General features: G+C 62.9%; 17 protein-coding genes and 1 tRNA gene. 3 read left to right on the forward strand and 15 right to left on the reverse strand.

Features of this window, described 5'->3' with window-relative positions:
- From AACY45_RS07140 to AACY45_RS07205, 14 genes are all read right to left on the reverse strand, one after another.
- Positions 1-897: a branched-chain amino acid ABC transporter permease gene (locus AACY45_RS07140; RefSeq protein ID WP_339544794.1), complete on the reverse strand. Its 897-nt coding sequence runs from the start codon at positions 895-897 to the stop codon at positions 1-3.
- 75 nt (positions 898-972) lie between these two features.
- Complete coding sequence (locus tag AACY45_RS07145) at positions 973-2295, reverse strand: ABC transporter substrate-binding protein (protein WP_339544795.1); 1323 nt, start codon at positions 2293-2295, stop codon at positions 973-975.
- Between the two features lie 32 nt (positions 2296-2327).
- Positions 2328-3650 carry an ABC transporter substrate-binding protein gene (locus AACY45_RS07150; RefSeq protein WP_339544796.1) on the reverse strand — a complete coding sequence of 441 codons (1323 nt, stop codon included), beginning with the start codon at positions 3648-3650 and terminating at the stop codon, positions 2328-2330.
- A 278-nt stretch (positions 3651-3928) separates the two neighbouring features.
- The gene (locus AACY45_RS07155) at positions 3929-5260 is read right to left on the reverse strand and encodes a sigma-54-dependent transcriptional regulator (RefSeq protein ID WP_339544797.1); all 1332 of its coding nucleotides are present in this window, start codon (positions 5258-5260) and stop codon (positions 3929-3931) included.
- A gap of 7 nt (positions 5261-5267) precedes the next feature.
- Positions 5268-6992, reverse strand: coding sequence for a sensor histidine kinase (locus AACY45_RS07160; RefSeq protein ID WP_339544798.1), 1725 nt, complete (start codon positions 6990-6992; stop codon positions 5268-5270).
- A 72-nt stretch (positions 6993-7064) separates the two neighbouring features.
- Positions 7065-7859, reverse strand: coding sequence for an SDR family NAD(P)-dependent oxidoreductase (locus tag AACY45_RS07165; protein WP_339544799.1), 795 nt, complete (start codon positions 7857-7859; stop codon positions 7065-7067).
- Positions 7860-7872: 13 nt separating this feature from the next.
- On the reverse strand, positions 7873-9672 hold the full coding sequence (locus AACY45_RS07170; RefSeq protein WP_339544800.1) for a TRAP transporter large permease: 1800 nt from the start codon (positions 9670-9672) through the stop codon (positions 7873-7875).
- Positions 9673-9752: 80 nt separating this feature from the next.
- Positions 9753-10784, reverse strand: coding sequence for a TRAP transporter substrate-binding protein (locus tag AACY45_RS07175; RefSeq protein ID WP_339544801.1), 1032 nt, complete (start codon positions 10782-10784; stop codon positions 9753-9755).
- A 1094-nt stretch (positions 10785-11878) separates the two neighbouring features.
- Entirely contained in the window at positions 11879-13207 is a 1329-nt protein-coding gene (locus tag AACY45_RS07180) for an OprD family porin (RefSeq protein ID WP_339544802.1), read from the reverse strand.
- A gap of 108 nt (positions 13208-13315) precedes the next feature.
- On the reverse strand, positions 13316-13711 hold the full coding sequence (locus AACY45_RS07185) for a PPC domain-containing DNA-binding protein (RefSeq protein WP_339544803.1): 396 nt from the start codon (positions 13709-13711) through the stop codon (positions 13316-13318).
- Positions 13708-14259, reverse strand: coding sequence for a hypothetical protein (locus tag AACY45_RS07190; RefSeq protein ID WP_339544804.1), 552 nt, complete (start codon positions 14257-14259; stop codon positions 13708-13710). The genes AACY45_RS07185 and AACY45_RS07190 overlap by 4 nt, the downstream gene beginning before the upstream one ends.
- Positions 14259-15836: an acyl-CoA synthetase gene (locus AACY45_RS07195; RefSeq protein ID WP_339544805.1), complete on the reverse strand. Its 1578-nt coding sequence runs from the start codon at positions 15834-15836 to the stop codon at positions 14259-14261. The genes AACY45_RS07190 and AACY45_RS07195 overlap by 1 nt, the downstream gene beginning before the upstream one ends.
- On the reverse strand, positions 15833-17002 hold the full coding sequence (locus tag AACY45_RS07200) for an acetyl-CoA acetyltransferase (RefSeq protein ID WP_339544806.1): 1170 nt from the start codon (positions 17000-17002) through the stop codon (positions 15833-15835). Before AACY45_RS07200 ends, AACY45_RS07195 begins: the two co-directional genes overlap by 4 nt.
- 208 nt (positions 17003-17210) lie before the next feature.
- Positions 17211-18119, reverse strand: coding sequence for a LysR family transcriptional regulator (locus AACY45_RS07205; protein WP_166593135.1), 909 nt, complete (start codon positions 18117-18119; stop codon positions 17211-17213).
- A gap of 152 nt (positions 18120-18271) precedes the next feature.
- Here AACY45_RS07205 and AACY45_RS07210 point away from each other — a divergent pair, with 152 nt between their 5' ends.
- Positions 18272-19342, forward strand: coding sequence for a sigma-54-dependent Fis family transcriptional regulator (locus tag AACY45_RS07210; RefSeq protein ID WP_339544807.1), 1071 nt, complete (start codon positions 18272-18274; stop codon positions 19340-19342).
- 89 nt (positions 19343-19431) lie between these two features.
- Positions 19432-20214, forward strand: coding sequence for an SDR family NAD(P)-dependent oxidoreductase (locus AACY45_RS07215; RefSeq protein WP_339544808.1), 783 nt, complete (start codon positions 19432-19434; stop codon positions 20212-20214).
- Between the two features lie 115 nt (positions 20215-20329).
- Here AACY45_RS07215 and AACY45_RS07220 read toward each other — a convergent pair.
- Positions 20330-20419: transfer RNA gene (locus AACY45_RS07220), tRNA-Ser, on the reverse strand.
- A gap of 1088 nt (positions 20420-21507) precedes the next feature.
- Here AACY45_RS07220 and AACY45_RS07225 point away from each other — a divergent pair.
- A partial coding sequence (locus AACY45_RS07225) for a PAAR domain-containing protein (RefSeq protein WP_339544809.1) occupies positions 21508-21868 on the forward strand: 361 nt, incomplete at its 3' end.

Here is a 21868-nt window from a genome sequence, read left to right on the forward strand (position 1 = left end):
TCAGATTTTCCTCGCCAGCACGCGGCCGAACAGGCCCTGCGGACGCACCGCAAGCACCAGCGCCATCACGCCGTAGATCACAAAGAGTTCAAATTGCGGGGCGTAGTGCACGGCAGCGGCGCGGCTCAGGCCCACCAGCAAGGCACCGACGGCAGCCCCCTCGATGCTGCCCATACCACCCACCACAACCACGGCAAAGGCCAGCACGATGATTTCCACGCCCATGCCCGGCACCACGGAAATCGCCGGTGCCGTCAGGGCACCCGCCAGCGTGCCGAGCATGGTGCCCAGCACAAACACCAGGGTGAACATGCGACGCACGTTGACGCCCATGGCCATCGCCACTTCCCGGTCATGGATCACCGCGCGCAGCACCTTGCCCTGGTGGGTACGCTCCAGCCACAGCCACAAGCACAGGCCCAGCACCACCGACACGCCGACCAGCATCAGGTCGTAGTTGGACACCTTGAGTCCCGCCAGGGCGCTGCGGCCCATCTCGGCATACGGCTGATAGGCGAAGTAAGGATTGACCCCCCACACCATCTTCATGCTGTCTTCGAGCACCAGCAGCAAGGCGTAGGTGATGATCACCATCAGCACTTCGTCGCGGCCGTACATGAAGCGCAACAACCCACGCTCGATGATCAGTCCGACGATCAGCCCGGCCACCAGCGCACAGCCGAGCATCAACAGATACCCCGCCCACACCGGCCCGATGCCGTTGTTGAAATACCAGCCCACCAGCGACGCGGCGGTGTAGGCGCCAATCGCATAGAAGCTGCCATGGGCCATGTTCAGGATGCGCATCACCCCGTAAATCACCGTGAGCCCGGCGGCTACCAGGAACAGCCACGAGGCATAGATGGTGCCATCAATCAGCACCGCAAAAAGACTCATCATAGGGGTCCTACCTTGGCAAAGAGGTGGCGGCGCCCGCAGGCCCGCCACAGTGGATCAATCACGCAGCGCGGCTCAGTTGCACTGGGCGCCCGGGAAGCCGGCCTTGATCCATTCCAGCGCGGTGGTGCCGTCTGGCGGGGTCACACACTCACCGTTGAAGGCGATGACGTTATGCACGCGGCCCTTCTTGTTCGCCGCGTCGTACTGGTACTCGCCGTAGGCAATGCCTTGCATCGCCTGGTGACCACCGGCCCGGGCCATTTGCACCTGGCCTGAGACCGACTCAAAGGTCGCGCCCTTGAAGGCCTTGGCGATTTCCAGCGGTGCCGGGACCTTGCCCGACTCGACCTTGGCACTCTCCGCCGCGTGCTTGAGGCCGAGAATCGCCTGGGCCATCTTGCTCGCCGGGTAGGTCGGGTCGGTCTTGTAGGCCGCCTGGTAGCTGCCCTTGAACCAGCGATTGAGCTCGTTATCCGGGGCAAAGGCGCCGAATGGCCCACGGCCGCCGATGATCATGCCGTTGGGCGCCTGGTCCTTGTAGCGGTCGATGGCCGACTCGCCGCACGTCAGCACGGCGGTGGCATCCTCCAGCAGGCCACGGGCGTTGGCCTGCAGCACCAGGGCCTCCATGTCACCGCCCCAGAAGCTGGAGTGGATGATGTCCGGGCGCTTGACCGACAAGGCGGAAATCTCGGCGCCATACTGGCCCTGGAACACCTTGGGCATCTGCGACTCGACCACCTTGGCCTTGGGCATCAACTGCTCCATGGAGTGGGTGAAGTCGTTCCAGCTGTCCTGGCCCCAGGCGTAGTTCTGCTGGATGCCGGCGACCTTCTGCGCGTCCGGGCGGACCTTGGCCAGGTAACGCGCCGCACCGATGTTGTCCACGGCCGCATCGAGGCTGGTGCGGAACACGAACTGCGGGCTCTTGTCTTCGTTGAACAACTGCGAGGTGCCGCAATCGTAGAACACCGTCATCGCCCCCAGCTCTTCGGCCACCGGGGCAATGGCCAGGCAGTCGCCGGACGAGATGTAGCCCACCACCGCATCGACCTTCTGGCGCTGCACCAGGTTACGGAACTCTTCCACCTGCTTGGCCGCACCGCCGGCCTCATCGATGATCACCACTTCGATCTCGGCACCGTTGATGCCAATGGTGTTGTAGGGCGCGGGCAGCTTGCCCTGGTTCAGCCCTTCCACCAGCACCTTGGCGGCATTCGCCGAGGGTTCGCCGAACGGGCCGGCCGCCGGACCCGAGAGGAAGGTCACGATACCGATGCGGAACTTGCCGTTCTCGGCCGCCTGGACGCTGGTGGTCAAGGACAGGGCCAGGCCCGTGGCAGCGATGGCCAGGGCCAGGGGGTGTTTGATCACGTTGTTTTTATAGTTGTGCATGGGGCTGATGTCTCGGTGGTTGAATGAACGGCCTAAGGTGCCTGGCCCTCGGTACTGCGTTTACGTGCGGCCAGTCGCCGCGCCAGCGTGGCGTCATCGAGTTGCAGCTCCTGCGCCGAATACACCGACCAGTCCCCCAGCATCAGTTGCGCCAGAGGAAAATCGGCATTGGCGACAGGGGTGCCGACCGCCTGGGTTTGCTGGATCTGGTGGGTGATCGGGTCGATGCGCGAAGTGAAACCGTCCGGGTCTTCCGGCAGGGCAATCTCCAGCCCCTCCAACGCCTTGATCAGTGCCTGGCTGTTGGTGGCCCCGGCGGCTTTGCCATAGGCCTTGGCCAGCACCATCACCCCGGTGTAGGCACCCTGGGCGGCGTAGGTCGGGTAACGCCCGCTCAGGGCACGAAAGCGCTCGACAAAGGAATGGTTGCGCTCGGTGGCCGGCCAGTTGTTGTGGTGGCGGGCCGAAAGAATCAGCCCCGGCGGCGCAGTGGCACCCAGCGACACCAGGAAGTCGTAGTTGCCGCCCGTGTCGAAGTTGGCCAGGCGCGAGGTTTCGAACAACCGGGTACCGGCCGCCTGCTTGATGAAGGCGTGCAGGTCGCCGCCCCACAGGGCCGAGACAATGATGTCGGGCCTGGCTTGCTCCAGGGCCGCGATGTACGCCGAGTAATCCGGCTCGTACAGCCGTGGCCACAGCTCGGTGACATCTTCGAACTGCACGCCCAACTGGCTGAAGGCTTCATGCAGGTCATCACGGGAGACGTGACCGTACTCGTAGTCCGGGCCGATGAACGCCAGGCGTTTCCACCCCGTGGTTTTCTGCAGCGCTTGCAGGTAACGGGCGCCGGCCGCCATCGAGGTCCAGGTGTCGTTGGTCACACGAAAATAATACGGATGGCCGTTTTCCAGGGTCATGCGCGAGGACGCATGGTCGGTGCCGATCATCAGCACCTTCTCCTGATACGCCAGCTCGCTGACCGCCAGCGCCACCCCCGACGACACCATGCCGCACAACACCTGCACGCCGTCCTTGTGGATAAAACTCTTGGCCAGGCTGACGCCATAGGAGGCCTTCGATTGGTCGTCATCGACGATCACCCGCAGGCGCGGCACCAATTCGCCCGCCTCACGCCGGGTGTGCAGTTCGTCCAGGGCCACCTGAATACCGATGATGCTGTCCTGGCCGTAGATCGCGGCGCGCTCGGTCATCGGGTACAGGCAGCCCATGGTCAGGTCGGCCTGACCGGCGGCCACACCCAACTCCAGCCGGCCAACCTGGGCACCGGCGGCCACGCTCACGAGCACACTGCTGAAGGCCAGGGCAACCTGAAACCAATGACGGGGCAGGGACATACAATGAATTCCTGTTGGACGTTGATAACGCCTCTTGTTGGACAGCCAGGTTGCTAGAGCAAGGGCTGTGCCAAAGGCGTTGGAAGTGTCTCGGGGATGGGCAAAGCGCGCGAGCCAAATCCTGTGGGAGCGGGCTTGCCCGCGATAGCGGCATCAGCCTCGACAGCCATATTGACTGACCTGACGCTATCGCGAGCAAGCTCGCTCCCACCGGAGGTGTGTGATGGGGGCGGGGGTATTGAGCGGTTAGCGCTCATACCCCGCGCAAGGTTGAGCGGTTAGCGCTCGATGCCCAGGCGTTGCAAGCGACGCTTGAGCGCATGCCGGGAGATCCCCAGCAGGTGCGCGGCCAGGCCCTTGTGCCCGGCGGCTCGGCTTAAGGCATCGCTCACCAGCTCGCGCTCGGCGCGCTCAAGTTGATCGCCCAGCGCCTGGGCCTCGCTCGCCAGCTCAGGCCCGTGCATTGGCGCCGGCAACAACGCTGCACTGATCGCCCGGCCTGGTGACAGGATGGTCAGGCGCTCGATGAGGTTCTTCAATTCACGGACATTGCCTGGCCAGCGATGCGCACGCAGCGCCGCCAGGCAATCCGCCTCGAACCGAATCGCCTCGACACCCTCCTCCAGGGCCTGGCGCCGGGCAAAATACTCGGCCAGCAGCAGCACATCATCACCGCGCTCGCGCAGGGGCGGGATATCCACGGTGATCACGTTCAGCCGATAAAACAGGTCCTCGCGAAACCGTCCCAGGCGCACATCTTCGGCCAGGTCGCGATTGGTCGCCGCCACCACCCGCACGTCAGCGCTGCTGGCACGATTGGCCCCCACGGCCCGGTAACTGCCGTTCTCCAGGAAGTGCAGGAGCTTGGCTTGCAACGCCAGGGGCAACTCGCCGATTTCATCGAGGAACAGCGTCCCGCCATCGGCCTGACTGACCAGCCCCACACGTTTCTGATGGGCGCCGGTGTAGGCGCCCTTCTCCGAGCCGAACAGCTCGGCCTCGATCAACTGCTCCGGCAAGGCGGCGCAGTTGACCTCGATGAAGGCGTGGGCCACCCGTGAGCTGTGGGCATGCAGCGCTTGCGCCACCAGGGTCTTGCCGGTACCGGACTCGCCCAACAGCAGGATCCGCGTCGCCGAACTGCGGGCGATGCGCTGCACCGCCGCACTCAGGGTACTCATCGCCAGGCTCTGGCCGTGCAGGCCGGCGTCCACCGGCTTGTCGTCCAACCCGGGCCCTGGCGTGGCCAGGGTGCTGGCGATGGTCGCCAACAGGTCATCCAATTCGAAGGGTTTGGTCAGGTAGTCGGTCGCCCCCCCTTTCACCGCCTGCACCGCTGCGCGCGTGTCGCCGTGGGCGGAGATCATGATCACCGGCAAACCGGGCTGCAACGCGCGCAGGCCGTCGAGCGTGGCCAGGCCATCGATGCCCGGCAGGCCGAGGTCGAGCAGGACGATATCGATGTCGGCGGGCCCGCCCGTGACCCGCTCCAGCGCCGCCTCGCCACTGCCGGCCGTGCTGATGCGCATGCCCTCCGCACGCAGGGCATAACTGAGGGAGCGCACCAGCGCCTCTTCGTCATCGACGATCAAAACGTGAATATCAGACATCAACGGCTCACTTAGCGCGTGCACTGAGGCCGGGGAAATCAAGCGTGACCTGCGTGCCCTCCCCCAGCGTACTGACGATTTCCATGCGGGCGGCGTTGGCCTCCAGCAGTTGTTGGCAAATGCTCAAGCCCAGCCCGGTGCCCCGGGCCTTGGAGGTGAAAAAGGGTTGGCGAATCTGCTGCAGGTCGGCCTCGGAGATCCCGCAACCCCGGTCCAGCACGGTGATCCGAACGCGCTCGCCCGAGGCTTCTGCGCGCAGCTGCACCACCTGGTCATCGACGCTGGCCTGCAGCGCATTCAGGCACAGGTTGAGCAGCACTTGCTGGGCTTGCTCCGGGTCGACGTACAGCTGCAACCCGGGCTCGCTGCAACAGCGCAGCTCGATATTGTGCGCCTGGCGATCCGCCGCCACCTGCCGTGCGATGCGCTCGAACAACGGCGCCACGTCCACCGCCTGGGGCTGGGCCGGGTGTGGCCGGCCGTACTCCAGCAGGTCGCTGGTGACGTGGGACAGGCGGTCGATCTCCTGGCCCAGATCGCTCAACAGCCTGCGCCGCTCAGGTTCCTGTTCCCGCCGCAGCAGCGCTTGCACAGTGGTCTTCATGGTCGCCAAGGGGTTACGCACCTCATGGGCAACCCCGGTGGCGAACGTGCCCAACACCGCCAGGTTTTCACTGCGCACGGTGTTCTCCATCACCCGCGCCAAGCGCTCGGCCATCACATTAAAGGCCCTGGCGACATGCCCGATCTCGTCGTTGTGCGGCTGCTCCGCCAGGCGATAACCGAGGTCGCCCATCGACAGTTGGTGCGCCCCCTGCAACAGGGTGCTGACCCGCGCGCGCAGTTGCCGCGACAGGGTGAAGAACACGATGAGGATAAACCCGATGAAACTCGCGGCCACCCAGTACAACCACTGGCGAGCATCGTTCAGGGGCTCGAGAATCGCCCCCGGCTGGACACTGAACACCAGTTGCCAACCCGGCAAAATCTGCGGCCCGTCGCGCCACTGCGTCGGTGCCGGGACCACGCGTCCAGTGGGATCGATGAATACGCCGCCCGGCACCCGCAACAACGGTGCGACCACCCCACTCATACCGGCGCTGACCAGTAGTTCGGTCAACGACGCCAGGCGCAGGTGCAAGGCGATACTCGCCCCATGATCGGTGCGGCCGCTGCGAATCAGCTTACGAATCAGCAACCCACCGGAGCGCCCGGCCTTGGGCAGCAACGGCCCGATCACCTCGACATCGCCCACCCGTGTGCTCGGCAAACCGGCGACCGACCACTGGGAATTGGTCCAGTAGGGTTCACCCGAGGCCGCCTGGCCCGGCAGCACATTGAGCAACTGCTCGTGTTCATCGAAGAACAGCACGCCGTACAGGAACGGCAGGTCGCCCTCCAGCTTGAGCAGTGAATCCACATCACTGCTGGGGCGCGACTGGTCGGTGATGAAGTCCGGCATGTTCGGGTGATTGGACAGCGCCGACAGCTGGTAGAAGCGGTCATCGAGAAACGATGAGAGACGGTTGGCCGTGGACAGCGCCTGGGCATCGAGCCGCTCACCGGTCAAACGGTTGAGCAAATCCTTGGCCAGTTGCTCGTAGAAAATCGCCAGGGCAAACAGGGCGATGCTCATGACCACCACGGAAAGCAGGGTATAGCGCGCCACCAGACTGCGCCGCGGGCGCGCGAGCCAGTGCCACAGCACAGAGGTTGGAGCGTTGGGGTTCATAGTTTTTTTGTTTGTTTTTGTATGAACCCGGCAGCATAAGGACCCTGGCGCGCTCCTGTCCACCGCGCCCCTTCAGATCTCCAGAATGCCCGAGGCCATGAAACCGCCGTCCACCGGAATCACATGGCCGCTGATGTACGACGAATCATCGGAGGCCAGGAAGGCCACCGCTCCCGCCATTTCCGCCGGCGTGCCATAGCGGCGCATCGGTACGGCCCGGGCGTAGGAATCCCGCGTCGCGGCCGAGTGCAGCCTCTGGGTCAGCGGGGTATCCACCGGGCCGGGAGCGATGCCGTTGACGGTAATACCGTACTCGGCGAGCTCGACGGCCATCTGCCGGGTCAGCCCGATGAGCGCCGCCTTGGACGTGCCGTAGGCCGTGCGGCCCAAGCTGGCGCGCAGACCGCTGATGGACGCGACGTTGATGATCCGCCCCCAGCCATGGGCCTGCATCAGCCGCGCCGCGTGTTGGCCGCAGAGCAGCGAGCCGGTCAGGTTGATGTTCAGCACCCGTTGCCAGTCGCTGAGGTCGCATTCCAGAAACGCCTGGGTCTTGGCCACGCCGGCGTTATTGACCAGCACATCACAGCGGCCGAAGCGTTGTTGCAACAAGGCAAACGCCGCGGCTATGGACTGCGCGTCGCCGACGTCGATGACCAATGCCATGGCCGCTATGCCCTGGGCATCCAGCCCGGCGACCATTTCTTCGGCCGCCGCCAGGTTGATGTCGGCCACCACCACGGTATGCCCGTCGTGCCCCAGGCGTTCGGCAATGGCGGCACCGATCCCCATGGCGGCCCCTGTGACCAGGGCCACGCGTCCCCGTTGCGAGGCGCCTGGCAGAAGTTGTTTTGCTGTTTGGCTCATGACAAGTGCTCTCTTAAAGGAAACCGATGGAGATCCATGGGAAACAGGCGACGATAATCAACGCCAGGATCAATGCCGCGAGGTAGCCCCAGACACGCCGGATGACCCGGTCGGAGGAGACCTTGCTGATCGCGCAGGCGGCGTAGAACCCCACACCCAGGGGCGGTGCAAACAGGCCGATGCCCATGGCCAGGATCACCACCATGGCGTAGTGCACCGGGTGAATCGACAGCATCTCGGCCAGCGGGAACATCAGTGGCCCGAACAGCACGATTGCCGGAATGCCTTCGAGCACGCTGCCCAGGATCACGAAAGTGACGATGGTGACGATCATGAAGCCGATGGCACCGCCCGGAATTTCACTGATCAGGTCCACCAACGATGCCGAGAAGCCCGACTGGGTCAGCGCCCAGGCCATGGCCGATGCCATGCCGATGATCAGCAAGATAGCGCCGGACAATGCCGTCGCTTCGAGCATCATCGGGTAGACCTTCTTGAACTCGATGTGGCGCATGAACAGGTGCATCACCAGCCCGACCATCACCACATAGGCCACACCGATGGTGGAGACTTCGGTCGCGGTGGCCGCGCCTTCGAGCACTGCCACCCGGATCAGCACCGGCAGGGCCAGCGCCGGCACGGCGATCATGAACGTGCGCGCGACCACCGACAGCGGCGCACGCTGGATAGTGGGCATTGCTTCTTTGCGTGAGCGCCACCAGCACACCAGCGCGATCACCACAGTGGCCACCACCGCCGGCATCAGGCCACCGATGAACAGCGCGGTAATGGAGACGCTGCACACCGCGCCGATGGTGATCAACACCAGGCTTGGGGGAATGGTCTCGGTCATCGCCCCGGTCGCTGCCAGCAGCGCCGCCAGTTCTTCGGGCTCGGAACCGCGTTTTTTCATTTCAGGAAACAGGGCCGGCGCCACGGCCGCCATGTCGGCGACCTTGGAACCGGAAATCCCCGAGACCAGGAACATCGCCCCCAACAAGACATACTGCAGGCCGCCGCGCACATGCCCGAGCAACGAGGCCATGAAGTCGATCAGGGTGCGCGCCATGCCGGACAGTTGCAGCACCACGCCCAGCATCACGAACAGTGGCACCGCCAGCAGCACCATGTGCGACATGCCTTCGTCCATGCGGCTGACCACAATCGACAACGGTGCATGGGTGGCCAGCGCCAGGTACGCCATGGTCGCGGTGCCAAAGGCGAACGCGATGGGAATCCCGCCGAAGACACAGGCCCCCAGCAGCACCAGGAAAAAGATAATCAGGTTGTAGTTGCCCAGGTCCACCAACAATGGCTGGCTGAGCCACAACACCGCGGCCACGAGCGCCACCACGGTTATCCCGGCCATGAACTGGCGCACGGTGGAAAACCGCGCCATGCGCGACACGGCAGCCAGCAGCATCAACACCGCACCCACCGGCAAGGCCGCTGCGCGCAAGCCATCGGGAATGCCCAATGCCGGGGTGGTGATCGACATCTGCTCATGGGAATGCTGCATGGCCGGGGCGATGATCATCACCACGAACAGGCACACCACCAGCGCCGACAGCGTCTCGCAGAACCCGCGCCAGGCGTGGGGCAGCTTGTTCACCAGCGCCGACATGCGCATGTGTTCCCCGCGGTCCAGCGCCAGCACCGCACCAAACATGGCCATCCAGATGAACAGCGAAGACGCCAGCTCATCGGACCAGATCAGCGGGCTGTGCAGCAGGTAGCGGTAAATCACCCCCGCCAGCAGCACGCCGGTTTCGATGACCATCAACGCGACAGTGATCAAACCGACTGCCCGCATGGTCCATGTGTTCAGACAGACAAGCGCCCGGGCCGGCAGGCGCATGGTAGACGTGGGGGCCACTGCTGCTGGCGCGACCATCATGCCAGTTTCCCGGCATATTTCTCGAGGATCGACCAGGCGGCGTCGCCGAACTTGGCGTGCCAGTCGCCATAATAATTGGCGCTTTGCAGGCTCTGGCGGAAGGGTTCCGGTGGCGCCGCCACCAACTCCAGGCCTTGCTGCTTGAGCGTATCGCGGATAGTGCCCTGCAACTTGGCCAGGTCATCACGCTGGGCGAGCACTGCGGTATTGATGTGTTTGCTGACTACGGCCTGCACGTCCGCAGGCAAGCGCTTGAACGAGGCGCTGTTACCCAGCATCCAGAAACCATCCCAGACATGGTTGGTCAGGGAGCAGTATTTCTGCACTTCGTAGAGTTTCGCCGAGGCCACCAGGGTCAGCGGGTTTTCCTGGCCCTCGACGATGCGGGTCTGCAGCGCCGAGTACACTTCGGAGAAGTTGATGCTGGTCGGCGCGGCTTCGAAGGCGCGGAAGATCGACATGATGATGGGGCTCGGCGGCACGCGCAGCTTCATGCCCTTGAGGTCGTCGGGCGTGGCAATCGGGCGGGTACTGGTGGTGGTCACCCGAAAGCCGTTGTCCCAGATTTTGTCGAACGCAAACAGGGTCTCGGTCTTGGCAATCTCGGCCCGCACATGAGCGCCGAGGTCGCCGTCCATCGCACTCCACACTTGCTCATAGTCCTTGAAGGCGAACCCGACGGCGCTGATCTGCACCGACGGCACCATGGTGCCCAGGATCACCGGCGACAGGGCAAACATGTCGACGGCCCCCGAGCGCACTTGAGCCAGGGTATCGGTGTCACTGCCGAGCTGGCTGCTGGGGAAGATCTGGATCTGCACCGCGCCGTTGGTTTCTTCACGAATCGCCTTGGCCATTTCCCGCGCCCGCACGTTCATGGAGTGGCTGATGGGCATGTTGTTGGCAAACTTCAGCTTGAACTCGGCAGCCTGGCTCTTGCCGCTGTACAGACCGAGCCCGGCGGCGGCAACGGCGGCAGAAGCAAGGGTGGCCGTTTTGAGAAAGTTGCGGCGCGAAAAGTCGCTCATTTGGTTCTCCTGACTTTATTGTTTTTATGGATCAATGGCCGTTATGCCGGCGACTGGCTAAGCAAGCTATAGCAATTGGGGTGCCACGAATGACGCTGTCCTCATGACGGCAACCCAGACCGCCACTCAAGCAGCTGTTTTCATAAGGAAAAACAGCGCCTGCAGGAATGTATTTATTTCTTGCAGGGCATTGGCCGAGACGGCGGATGTAACAGGTGTCTCCGGCAACTGTCGCTGTGCTCGGCAGGGCAAGCGACACCTGTCCTGCACATCGGCAGCATCGGTATCTACACAACTGTGGTGCGACGTTGCACCTGTGGGCCTACCAGGGTGTTGGATTAGGCGAGTACATATCCATTCTTTCGGTAACGGCCACCTATGGTTCCGCTCTTACAGCGGCTCACTTTTGGAGGAGCGCAAAAGTAAGCAAAACGCTCTTGCCCCACCACTTGGCACCTCGCTTGGGCTCGGTGTTCCCTCACTCCGGCTTGAATCCGTGGGCCGCCGCCACGCGCCATCCATGGCGCGGGGCGGCTAACCCGGCGTCCTGCCGGGTTACCCACGGATTCAAGCCTGCGTTCGGCCAGCGTGGTTAACGGGGCGCCCAGGATCAAGATCAAGAGCCAGAGCCAGAGCCAGAGCCAGAGCCAGAGCCAGAGCCAGAGCCAGATCAAAAGATCACTGACTTCGTCAGTGTCTTAGGAAGTAGAAGCTACACCGCGCATGCCCCAACGATCAGGTCGGCTCTAAAGCCGCCTCGCTTTGTTTTTGATCCTGGGCGCCCCGTTAACCACGCTGGCCGGAATCCGATATTGATTTGGGGGGTAAACCGGCAGGACGCCGGTTTAGCCGCACTGGGCCAAGGATGGCCCATTGCGGCGGCCCCCCAAATCAATGTCGGAGTACGGGCATGCCGAGCCTAAGCGAGGCACCGAGTGGTGGGGCAAGAGCGTTTTGCTTACTTTTGCGCTCCTCCAAAAGTGAGCCGCCGTCAGGGCGGAACCATAGGCGGCCGTTACCGAAGAAATGGATCTGCAGGGTCGCCAACCCTGCCGCCAACTGAAAAGGGGTCCTGTTCAAGCGACCCCACTGGATCAGAACAACGCCAGGGTGTAGTTGACCGACACGCGGTTCTGGTCCTGGGAATACTCACTCGGCACGCCGCTGCGCATCGTGCCGTTACGCCAGCTGAACCCGACGCCCTTGAAGGTGCCGCTCTGCACCACGTAATCCAGCGCCAGGTCGCGCTCCCATTCTTTCTCGTCGGAGCCGTTCGCCATGCGGATATGGGTGCCCTTAAGGTAGGTGACCGATGCCACCAGCCCTGGCACACCCAATCCGGCGAAGTTGTAGCCGTATTGGCCGAACGCCGTGCGCTCGCCGGCCCGGGTGAAGCTGGTGATCAGACGGTCGGTGAACAGGTAGATACTGCTGCCCGCCGCGCCTTCGTTGGTATTGCCCTGGTTGGCCTGGACAAAATTGCCACTGTCGGAGACGTTCTGGTAACCGAGCAGGAAGGAGTTGCCGCCCAGGGCGTAGGTGAACATCGCGCTCCAGGTGTCGTTGTCGATCTTGCCGGGGGTATCCCCCAGGCCACTGACCCGGTACCCGGCGGCCCGGCCCGCGGCGGTGTCGTTGCGGCCATCGGCGTCGGTCTTGAAGTAACGCAGGTCGGTGGTCAGCGACTGGCCTTCACCCAACGGCAGCACATGCACCAGACCGCCGAAATGCTGCACGTAGTAGTCTTCCAACTGGGCCGCGTAGTATTGCAGGGTGAGTTGTTTGCTCAGTTTGTAGTCGGCGCCGGCAAACAGGAACTCGTTGCTTTGCTGGGTGCCGCCGGCCACCGCGAGCCCCGAACTGTTGGTCGATCCACGGCCGGTCGCATGTTCCAGGCGACCACCGAGCAGGGTCAGGTTGTCCACTTCCTTGGAGGTGATCATGCCGCCCTCGAAGGTTTGCGGCAGCACGCGACCATCGTTGGCCACCAGGATCGGCAGCTTCGGTTGCAGGGTCCCGTAGCGGGCCTCGGTCTGGGAAAAACGCATCTTGCCGGTCAGGCCCAGTCGGCTCCAATCGTCCACGGCGCTGCCATCGCTCTCATCCGGAATCATCGAGCTGCCACGGTGATTGCCTTTACCGCCGTCCAGGCGTACCCCCTGCAAACCGAGCGCGTCGACGCCAAAGCCGACGGTGCCCTCGGTGAAGCCGGATTTGTAATCGAGAAAGAAACCCTGCGCCCATTCGGCGGTCTTGCTTTGCCCGGCGGGACCGGCGCGGTCGCGGTAGTCGTTGTTGAAGTAGTAGTTGCGAAAACCCAGGGTGGCCTTGCCGTCCTTGATGAAGTCAGCGTGGGCCAGGGGTGACAGGAGCACCCCGCTGGTGGCGAGCAAAGACAGGCGAACGAAAGGATTTATTGTCATTGTTGTTTCTCCTAATGGATGCGGTCGACAATCCGGGGGCGCGGGGCATGAAAGGGCCCGTTGCACCTGGCTTCGACGTTCTTGTTATGGCGATTGCGGGTGAAAGCGTCAGTCGGGCAGCCACTCCTGCAGCGTCAGCTCGACCGTGATGAAGGTGAGGTTTTTGCCGCGTTCCAGGCGGCCGGCGTAGAGCTTGCCATCGGCATCGGCCACCACCGCCTGCAGGCGACTGGCACCGTTGAGGATTTCGCCGCTGACGCTGAGGATTTCCACCCCCGGGCCTGGCACCTGGATCTGGATCATGCCCTCGCGCCCCAGGTAGCTGAGTTGCCCATCAATCAGGCTGCCCAAGCCACCGCGAACCACGGCCAGATGAATACCGTGTTCTTCGCACAGGGCCTCGGCGCTCTCGATGAGGTCTTCGTTGGGCTTGAGGCGGGCGATCACCAGGCGGCCCAACCGGCCATCCTGGACCAGGGAATCTTCGGTGACGACAACGCTCATGACAGCTCCTTGAGAACGGGATGCAGCAGGTTGAAATGGGTTTCGGCGTCAGGCTGCACCTGGTAGGCCACTTGGTCGAACAGGCACAGGCGAATCGTCAGTGGTTCGCTGCCGACAATCAGTTTGTCCAGCACCAGATGCCCGCCGTGCTGCTCACCATTGCGGTCCAGAAAACCGGCATGGCAATGCAGCAACGGCGCGCCCCGGGCATCGCGGCCCACGGTGATGGCGCCGCTGATAAAGGTGATGTAGCCATCCAGGACCACCGGCTGACCGTAGTCATAGGGGCGTTCGGGCTGGTCGGTGACGATCATCCGGTGATAGCTCAGGTGCGCGGCGCCGCCACACAGGATGCGGCCCACGGCGCTGCCGTACCGTCGACCTTCCAGCGCCTTGAGGACGCCTGCCGCGACGTTACTCGCCAGGGGCAGGACGATGCGCAGCTCGTCGCAGCCAGGCACCTCCAGGTCCAGCAGGCGCGGTGCCAGGGACGGCCCCTCGTGAATGAACGTGCGTACCCCGGCACGTTCAGCGAAATGCGGCGTCATCAGGCCACCTCCTGGCGTTCTTCAAGCAACGCGCGGATCTGTTTCTTGACGATCTTGCCGTAGCCCGATTTGGGCATTTCGTCCCAGCGCACAAAACGCTTGGGCCATTTGTAGCGGGCGATACGCGGCTCCAGATGGGCCAGCAGTTGTTCATCGCTGACCTCGCCGGTGGTGACGATCACCGCATAGCCGGACTCGCCCCACTTCACGTCGGGCATACCCAGTACGGCCGCTTCGGTCACCGCCGGATGGCTGAGCAGGGCCTCTTCGATCTCCCGCGGGTACACGTTGGAGCCACCGGAAATGTACATATCCGAAGCCCGCCCAGTGATGAACAGATAGCCGTGTTCATCCACATGGCCGAGGTCGCCGGTGTGGAACCAGCCGAACTTGAAACAGCTTTCGTTGGCCTGGGGGTTGTTGTAGTAGCCGCTGAACACCGCCGGTCCGCGTACGCAGATTTCACCGTCGATACCGGTGTCCAGTTCGTTGCCGGCTTCATCGAGAATCGCCACTTGCATGCCGGTGCGCGGGTAACCGCAGCTACCGACCTTGGCATTCGGCGAGTCCTCGCTGTCGTGGCAATCGGCGGGCAGCACGGTGATGTTGCCCGTCACTTCACCCAGGCCGTAGTACTGCACCAGGACCTTGCCCAACTTGCTCAGGGCATGGCGCTGGTCAGCGCGATACATCGGCGCGCCCGCGTAGATCAGATGACGCAGACTGCTGTGATCGTAGCGGTCGACGGCCTCGCTTTCGGTGAGCATCTTGACGATGGTCGGCACGGTGAACAGGTTGTCCACACGGTGTTCCTGGACCAGGCGCCAGGCCTCGTCGCAGTCCAGTTTGTCACTGGCCGGCAGGATGCAGGCCGCGCCCCGGGCGACGTTGACCAAGGCATGAATGCCGGCGCCGTGGGACAGCGGAGCCAGGACCAGCGAACGCGAATGCTGATTCAGCCCCGGCATCAGGTCGGCGATATGGTTGGTGATGACAAACGCCATCTGGCCGTGAGTCAGCACCCCAGCCTTGGGATGGCCCGTGGTGCCCGAGGTGTAGAAGAACCACAGCGGGTCGTGGTACGTCACTTCGGCCGGGCGGAAGCCGGCCTGCAGCGCGCTGCCCTCCTCCAGCAATTGCTCATAGCCCAGTTCGCCGTCGCGGGGCTGACCGATGGCGATCACCTGTTGCAGGCTCGGCGATGCTGCACGCACGGCATCGACATAATGCTCCAGGCCTTCGTCATACAGCATCGCTACCGCGCCACTGGAACGGCCCAGGTAGGCCGCTTCCGCCGGGGTGATCCGCACGTTGGTCGGCACCCACACAGCACCCAGGCGGAACGCGACCCAGGCACTTTCGAACAACGGCAGATTGTTGCGCGAATGCACCAGCAGCTTGTCGCCTTTGCCCAAGCCGCGCGCGCGCAAGGCGGCAGCGACACTGTCGACCCGCCTGGAGATGTCTTTCCAGGAATGTTCACGACCGTTGCGAATGAAGCCCGGCGCATCCGGGTAGCGACGGGCGACCTGGTTGAGCATTTCCCCCAGGTTCATGACGTTGTCGATGCCCATCATTGCGCGCGCTCCAGAATGCTCACGTAGTTGGTCACCGCCGCGCCGCCCATGTTGAAGACCCCGGCGCGATCGGCCTTGGGCAACTGCATGTCGCCAGCCTGGCCGCAGAGCTGCATGGCAGCCATCACGTGCATCGACACGCCGGTGGCGCCGATGGGATGGCCCTTGGACTTGAGGCCGCCCGAGGGGTTGATCGGCAGGCGCCCGTCCTTGCGACTGATGCCTTCGGCGATGACCCGCGCACCTTGACCCCGCTCGGCCAGGCCCATGGCTTCGTACTCCAGCAATTCGGCGATGGTGAAGCAGTCGTGGGTCTCGACCAGGGACAGATCGGCCAGGCTCAGCTCGGCCCGCTCCAAGGCCTGCTGCCAGGCGCGGGCGGCGCCTTCGAAGTAGGTGGGGTCGCGCCTGGACAGCGGCATGTAGTCGTTGACTTGCACCGCGGCACGGAAGCGCACGGCATGGCGGTGCTCACCGACCAGATCCTCGCGGCTGATCACCAGGGCGGCTGCGCCATCGGTGATCAGCGAGCAGTCGGTGCGTTTCAGTGGCCCGGCCACGAAGGGGTTTTTGGCCGAAGGCTGCCGGCAGAACTCATAACCGAAATCCCGGCGCATGTGGGCGTACGGGTTCAACACGCCGTTGGCGTGGTTCTTGGCCGCAATCATCGCCAGCGCATCGGACTGGTCGCCGTAACGGTCGAAGTAGCTTTGTGCGATGTTGCCGAACACCCCGGCAAAGCCGCCCTCGATGTCGGCTTCTTCCTTGGCGTAGCAGCACTTGAGCAGGATCTTGCCGACCTCGGCGGTGGGCAGGGTATTCATCTTCTCGAAACCCACCACCAGCGCGTGTTGGCTTTGGCCGCTGAGGACCGCTTGCAGCGCCGAGTGGATCGCGGCGGAGCCCGTGGCACAGGCATTCTCCACCCGAACCGAGGGCGTGAAGCGTAACGCCTCAATGTGGTTGGCCAGCAGAGACGACGGGAAATCCTGATAGACGAAGCCGGCATTGAAGTGGCCAACGTGGATGGAGTCGATCTGCTGTGGCGCGATGTCGGCATGCGCCAATGCGCCGAGGGCGGCCTCGGCCATCATCAGCTCGGGATCGAGGTGGTCGAACTTACCGAATGGGGAGTGATACCAGCCTGTGATAACGGGCGATCGCATAAGGGGGTCCTTGCATGAATGGTGTTTGCAAGGGCGATAGCAAGAGCGGTGCCAAGGGCTGGCCAGGCCAGCGCAGGCCTTGTGGAACGGGGCTTTGCGCGATAGAGATCAGGCCCGGAGCGCTGTCGCCTGGGCAGGGGCGGGAGACACTCCGGGAGACAGGTGTCGCTTCAGGTGTATCGTCTGGGCGAGCGGATTGGCCCGCCCGTCACCCTGCTTCTGCCTCGCGCGTCACCTGCAGGCACGCGTGCTGTGCGCTGTCGATGAAGGTGGCGATGCAGGGGTTGTGATTGTCGGCCTTCCACACCGCCACCACCTCGATGACCGGGGCATCGCGCAACGGTTTGAAGGTGGTGGTGGCCAGGCGCATGTTGCACATCGAGCGGGGCACGATGGCAATCCCCAAGCCTTCGCCCACCAGGTTGACGATGGTTTGCTGCATGTTGATTTCCAGCCCGATGTTTGGGGTGACACCGTGCTGCAGGCAGTAGTTGAAGATCATGTCGTGCAAGGCGGGAGCGATCCGCCGGGGCACGATGATGAAGGTTTCTCCGGCCAGTTCCCGGGGGTCGATCAGCGCCTGCTCAAGCAGCCGATGGCCCGGCGGCAGGACCACGGTCATTTCCTCGCGAAACAGCGTCACCGTTTCCAGCCCGGAGCAGTCCTGCGGGCGGTACATGATCGCCACGTCCTTGTTGCCGCTGCTGATGTCCTGGGCCAGGTCCAGGGGCAAGGTCTCGGTCAGCTTCAGGCTGACCTGGGGAAACTGCGCCGCGTAGCGCCGGGTAATCGCTGGCGTAACGCTGTAGGCCGTCGACATCATGAACCCCACCGACAGCTCGCCCGCCGCCCCCCGCGCGGCGGCCAGGGCATTGCGCTTGGCCTGCTCGAACGCGGCAAACACCGTGCCGGTGTCCAGGTAAAAACGCTGGCCGGCTTCGGTGAGTTCCACCCGTCGCCGGGAACGATCAAACAGCCTGACCCCCAGCTCATCTTCCAATAGGGCGATCTGCCGCGAGAGCGGCGGCTGCGAGATATGCAGGCGCTCGGCAGCACGACCGAAGTGCAGTGTTTCAGCCAGGGTGCGGAAATATTGCAGATGGCGGAGCTCGATCATGATGCTCTCAAAGGTATCAATAGATGATTTATTATGGATTGGAAAATATAAGTGTGCCTCGTTATTGTCCTTCAACGCCATATCGACGGCTGCATCACAAGTGCGGTGAGTCGACATAGTCACGAGCTATACAATAATAAAAGGTGACGCTGATGCCTTCTGTACACGAAAACCCTTCGTTTACCCGAGCCCACACAACCTCCGCCTACCCTGAATGCGATATTGCCCACGACTCTGACCCCTACGTGCGTCAGGCTTTTCGCCGCGCACTGCGGCTCATGGAGCGCGGCATCGCGGTGCTGATCCAGGGTGAGACCGGGACCGGCAAAGAGGTCCTGGCCCGTGCGCTGCACGAGCACAGTCAGCGCCACGCCGCGCAACTGGTCGCCCTCAACTGCGCGTCCATCCCCGACACCCTGATTGAAAGCGAACTGTTCGGCTATGCCCGCGGTGCGTTTTCCGGCGCCCTGCCCGGTGGCAAGAAAGGCAAAGTGGCCCAGGCCGACGGCGGTACCTTGTTCCTCGATGAAATCGGCGACATGCCCTTCGAGCAGCAAACCCGCCTGCTGCGGGTCATCGCCGAACGCGAGATCACCCCCCTGGGGGCCGAACGCAGCGTGCCGGTGAACTTCGCCTTGATCTGCGCGACCCACCAATCCCTGACCCAACTGGTGGAAAACGGCCGCTTTCGCGAAGACCTGTTCTATCGCATCGCCACCGGCGTGGTGCAATTGCCGCCCCTGCGTGAACGCACCGACCGGGCCGAACTGGTGTGCAGCATGGTCGCCCACGAATTGCCCGGGTGCGACCCCCGCCAGATGATCAGTGCCGATGTCTGGCCCTTGCTGCTCGGCCATGCGTGGCCTGGCAACCTGCGGCAGATGCGGGCGGTTATCCGCTACGCCTGTGCGGTCAAGGAAGGCGCGCGCATCCAGCGGTGTGACCTGCCCGCCGACTTCCTCGCCCAAGCTGGCGGTCAGCCTGGGTTGCCGGCCCGCAGCCCGGTGCAGAACGTCACGCCGATTCGCCCGAGCAGGCCCACCGCCGCTCCCGTGGGTGAACGCGAGGACGTACTCGGCGTGCTCATCGACTGCCGCTGGAACATGACCGCCGCGGCCCGTGCGCTGGGCATCTGCCGGCCTTCGCTGTATCGCGTCCTGCGGCGGCTGGACATCGCGCCGCTGAAGAACCAGTTGGCGCTGGGCAGCTACGCCCCGTCCTGACGGTTTTACCCCCTGCTGCTCATCGAAAAGCCGGCCACTTCCCGTGACTCGGGAAGGCCGACCTGCGCCCAGATCAAGGAATAACAACCATGAATGCCTCAGCCAATTTTGCGCCGATCAGTTTTTCTCTAAAGGGCCGTAACGCACTGGTGACCGGCGCCGCGCGCGGCATCGGCTATGCGATCGCCGTGGCCTTGGGTCAATGCGGCGCACGGGTCGCCATCTGCGACCTCGACCACGACGCCGCAGAACGGGCCGCCACCCAGTTGGGTGAGTTGGGCATTGAGGCCATCGGCCTGGGCGTGGACGTTGCCGACGAGCAACAGGTGCAGGCCATGGTCAGCCAGGTGGGCCTGGCGCTGGGCAGCATCGATATCCTGGTCAACAACGCCGGCATCGTCTCGACCTTGCCCCTGCTTGAAGTGAGCGCCGCGGAATGGAAGCGCGTCATGGCCATCGACCTCAACAGCGTTTTCTACTGCGCCAAAGCCGTACTGCCCGGCATGATGGCCCGACGCTCCGGACGGATCATCAACATTGCCTCCGTCGCCGGCAAACGCGGCGGCGGCCTGCTGGGCAACAGTTGTTATGCCGCCGCCAAAGGCGGCGTGATCGCCCTGACCAAGGGCCTGGCCCGCGAGGCCGGCCCCTTCAACATCACCGCCAACGCCGTCTCCCCCGCCCTGACCGAAACTGACATGACCAGCACCCTGAGCACCGAAGCACGGGCCAAAGTGCTGGCAGACATGCCACTGGGCCGCGCCGGAACCCCCCGCGACATCGCCGCCGCCGTGTGCTTCCTGGCATCGGATGCGGCGGGTTTTGTCACGGGGGAAATCATGGATGTGGATGGGGGGTATATGCGCGATTAGGGGAGGTGGCTGGTCGCACGGCCATTGGTGCTGCGCTATCGCCTTTTTCCAGACGCCAGAAACCACAAACCCCCGATCTTCTCTAGGAAAATCGGGGGTTTGTGTTTGTAGAATGTGGCGGTGAAGGAGAGATTCGAACTCTCGATACAGTTTCCTGTATACACACTTTCCAGGCGTGCTCCTTAAGCCACTCGGACACTTCACCGTATCTCTTCAAACAAGTTCTGTCTGTCGAGGCGCGCTAATGTAGTCGAAAGCTTTTCTGATGGCAAACATTTTTTTCAGAATTTTCATGCGCTTAAGACATTTGTTCGGGAACGCGGTTTGGTGGGCAGGGCAAACCGGCCATTCTTCGGCCCGGGCCGTGCCTCTATATAGAGGGGAATGCCGGGTGGCTGTGGCTGGCGCCGTTGGTTTCGCTGACTGGCAGGTCAGTCACGGCGCGTTACCTGGCGGGCGGCCATGGGTAACGACTGCTGCACTTCAATACAAGGAATAGCGTCATGAGTGAGTTGATTTCCTATCAACCCATAAAATCTGCAGAGGCGGGATAGACCGCTCTATATCTGAGCCAACCGGGATACTCTCAATCATTTTCCGAATAGATACCCCGCACCTGTGGACACAGTGTGGCCAATGAAAGCTCATGACTCGTCCTGAACAAGGCTACTTCCGCACGTTGGGCATTTTTCTTTCGCTTTCGCTGCGGTGCCCTGCTCTTGGAGCAGTTCAAACCAATAGTCAGTTTGAATTTTGATTTCTGCCCTGGTCTGCAATCCTGCGGAAGCCAAACCCGCGACCTCGATCATTACCCAAGCAGCCCATTTGCATACCGTGGCTACATCCCGCGCTGTCACATGGTTGTGTTTTGCGTCATACGCCGCGCCACAGCGCAGCCGGGCCTTACAGGTATCTAGGCAATCTGAATCGCCGGCTCAAAGGTGTGCAGGGTCCTTTCATTTCTTTGCAATTTCTTGCACTCCTTGAAACTCCCATACGGCCCTCAAAACCCATGCTGGGCCTATGCGGGAATACCGATTGCACCACCCTGCCCCTTTGCACAAACAAATGACGTAAAGCCGGTCGACGGGAGGGGGATAGTGCGTTTTCTTCACCATTTTTTCCCGAACGACTTTTTGCAAATCGTTGAGGCAGGATCAATGGAGAGGACTGGTACGGGGTGCTGCTGAGGAATTTGAACAATGTTTGGTAGGCGTATTTGGGAAATGCCTTACATCTTCCCGAGAACTCGTTCGTTAGCATCCGAGCTCACTCCGAGAACAAGGAATACTCATGGCTTTTGTTATCAGGGAAGGAGATCCGACCAGCACAGGCGGAAAGGTGCTCGCAGGTTCGACCACAGTGAATGTGGAGTACCGCAAAGCGGCGAGAATCAGCGATCCGGTATGGTGCCCAAAATGCAGCAGCATGGGGTTTATCGCTGAAGGCAATCCGACCTTTATCGTTGAGGGCGTTGCCGTCGCAACTCACGGGCACGCGGTGCAATGCGGTTGCCCTACGGGCAGTAATCGCTTAATCGCCACGCAGAGCACGGTAATGGCGGCAGAGGACGGCAGCGTGACCATCGCGCCCGAATTTGCAGCAATGGCCCAGGCGGCCACGCATGTCTGGGCACAAGCCATCAGTGATGGCT

The sequence above is a fragment of the Pseudomonas sp. RA_35y_Pfl2_P32 genome (assembly GCF_963970735.1).
Taxonomy (GTDB): domain Bacteria; phylum Pseudomonadota; class Gammaproteobacteria; order Pseudomonadales; family Pseudomonadaceae; genus Aquipseudomonas.

Bases quoted from the DNA above. Each gene is read 5' to 3' on its own strand.
- AACY45_RS07140 (WP_339544794.1), bottom strand. From the start codon at position 897: ATGAGTCTTTTTGCGGTGCTGATTGATGGCACCATCTATGCCTCGTGG.
- AACY45_RS07145 (WP_339544795.1), bottom strand. From the start codon at position 2,295: ATGCACAACTATAAAAACAACGTGATCAAACACCCCCTGGCCCTGGCC.
- AACY45_RS07150 (WP_339544796.1), bottom strand. From the start codon at position 3,650: ATGTCCCTGCCCCGTCATTGGTTTCAGGTTGCCCTGGCCTTCAGCAGT.
- AACY45_RS07155 (WP_339544797.1), bottom strand. From the start codon at position 5,260: ATGTCTGATATTCACGTTTTGATCGTCGATGACGAAGAGGCGCTGGTG.
- AACY45_RS07160 (WP_339544798.1), bottom strand. From the start codon at position 6,992: ATGAACCCCAACGCTCCAACCTCTGTGCTGTGGCACTGGCTCGCGCGC.
- AACY45_RS07165 (WP_339544799.1), bottom strand. From the start codon at position 7,859: ATGAGCCAAACAGCAAAACAACTTCTGCCAGGCGCCTCGCAACGGGGA.
- AACY45_RS07170 (WP_339544800.1), bottom strand. From the start codon at position 9,672: ATGCGGGCAGTCGGTTTGATCACTGTCGCGTTGATGGTCATCGAAACC.
- AACY45_RS07175 (WP_339544801.1), bottom strand. From the start codon at position 10,784: ATGAGCGACTTTTCGCGCCGCAACTTTCTCAAAACGGCCACCCTTGCT.
- AACY45_RS07180 (WP_339544802.1), bottom strand. From the start codon at position 13,207: ATGACAATAAATCCTTTCGTTCGCCTGTCTTTGCTCGCCACCAGCGGG.
- AACY45_RS07185 (WP_339544803.1), bottom strand. From the start codon at position 13,711: ATGAGCGTTGTCGTCACCGAAGATTCCCTGGTCCAGGATGGCCGGTTG.
- AACY45_RS07190 (WP_339544804.1), bottom strand. From the start codon at position 14,259: ATGACGCCGCATTTCGCTGAACGTGCCGGGGTACGCACGTTCATTCAC.
- AACY45_RS07195 (WP_339544805.1), bottom strand. From the start codon at position 15,836: ATGATGGGCATCGACAACGTCATGAACCTGGGGGAAATGCTCAACCAG.
- AACY45_RS07200 (WP_339544806.1), bottom strand. From the start codon at position 17,002: ATGCGATCGCCCGTTATCACAGGCTGGTATCACTCCCCATTCGGTAAG.
- AACY45_RS07205 (WP_166593135.1), bottom strand. From the start codon at position 18,119: ATGATCGAGCTCCGCCATCTGCAATATTTCCGCACCCTGGCTGAAACA.
- AACY45_RS07210 (WP_339544807.1), top strand. From the start codon at position 18,272: ATGCCTTCTGTACACGAAAACCCTTCGTTTACCCGAGCCCACACAACC.
- AACY45_RS07215 (WP_339544808.1), top strand. From the start codon at position 19,432: ATGAATGCCTCAGCCAATTTTGCGCCGATCAGTTTTTCTCTAAAGGGC.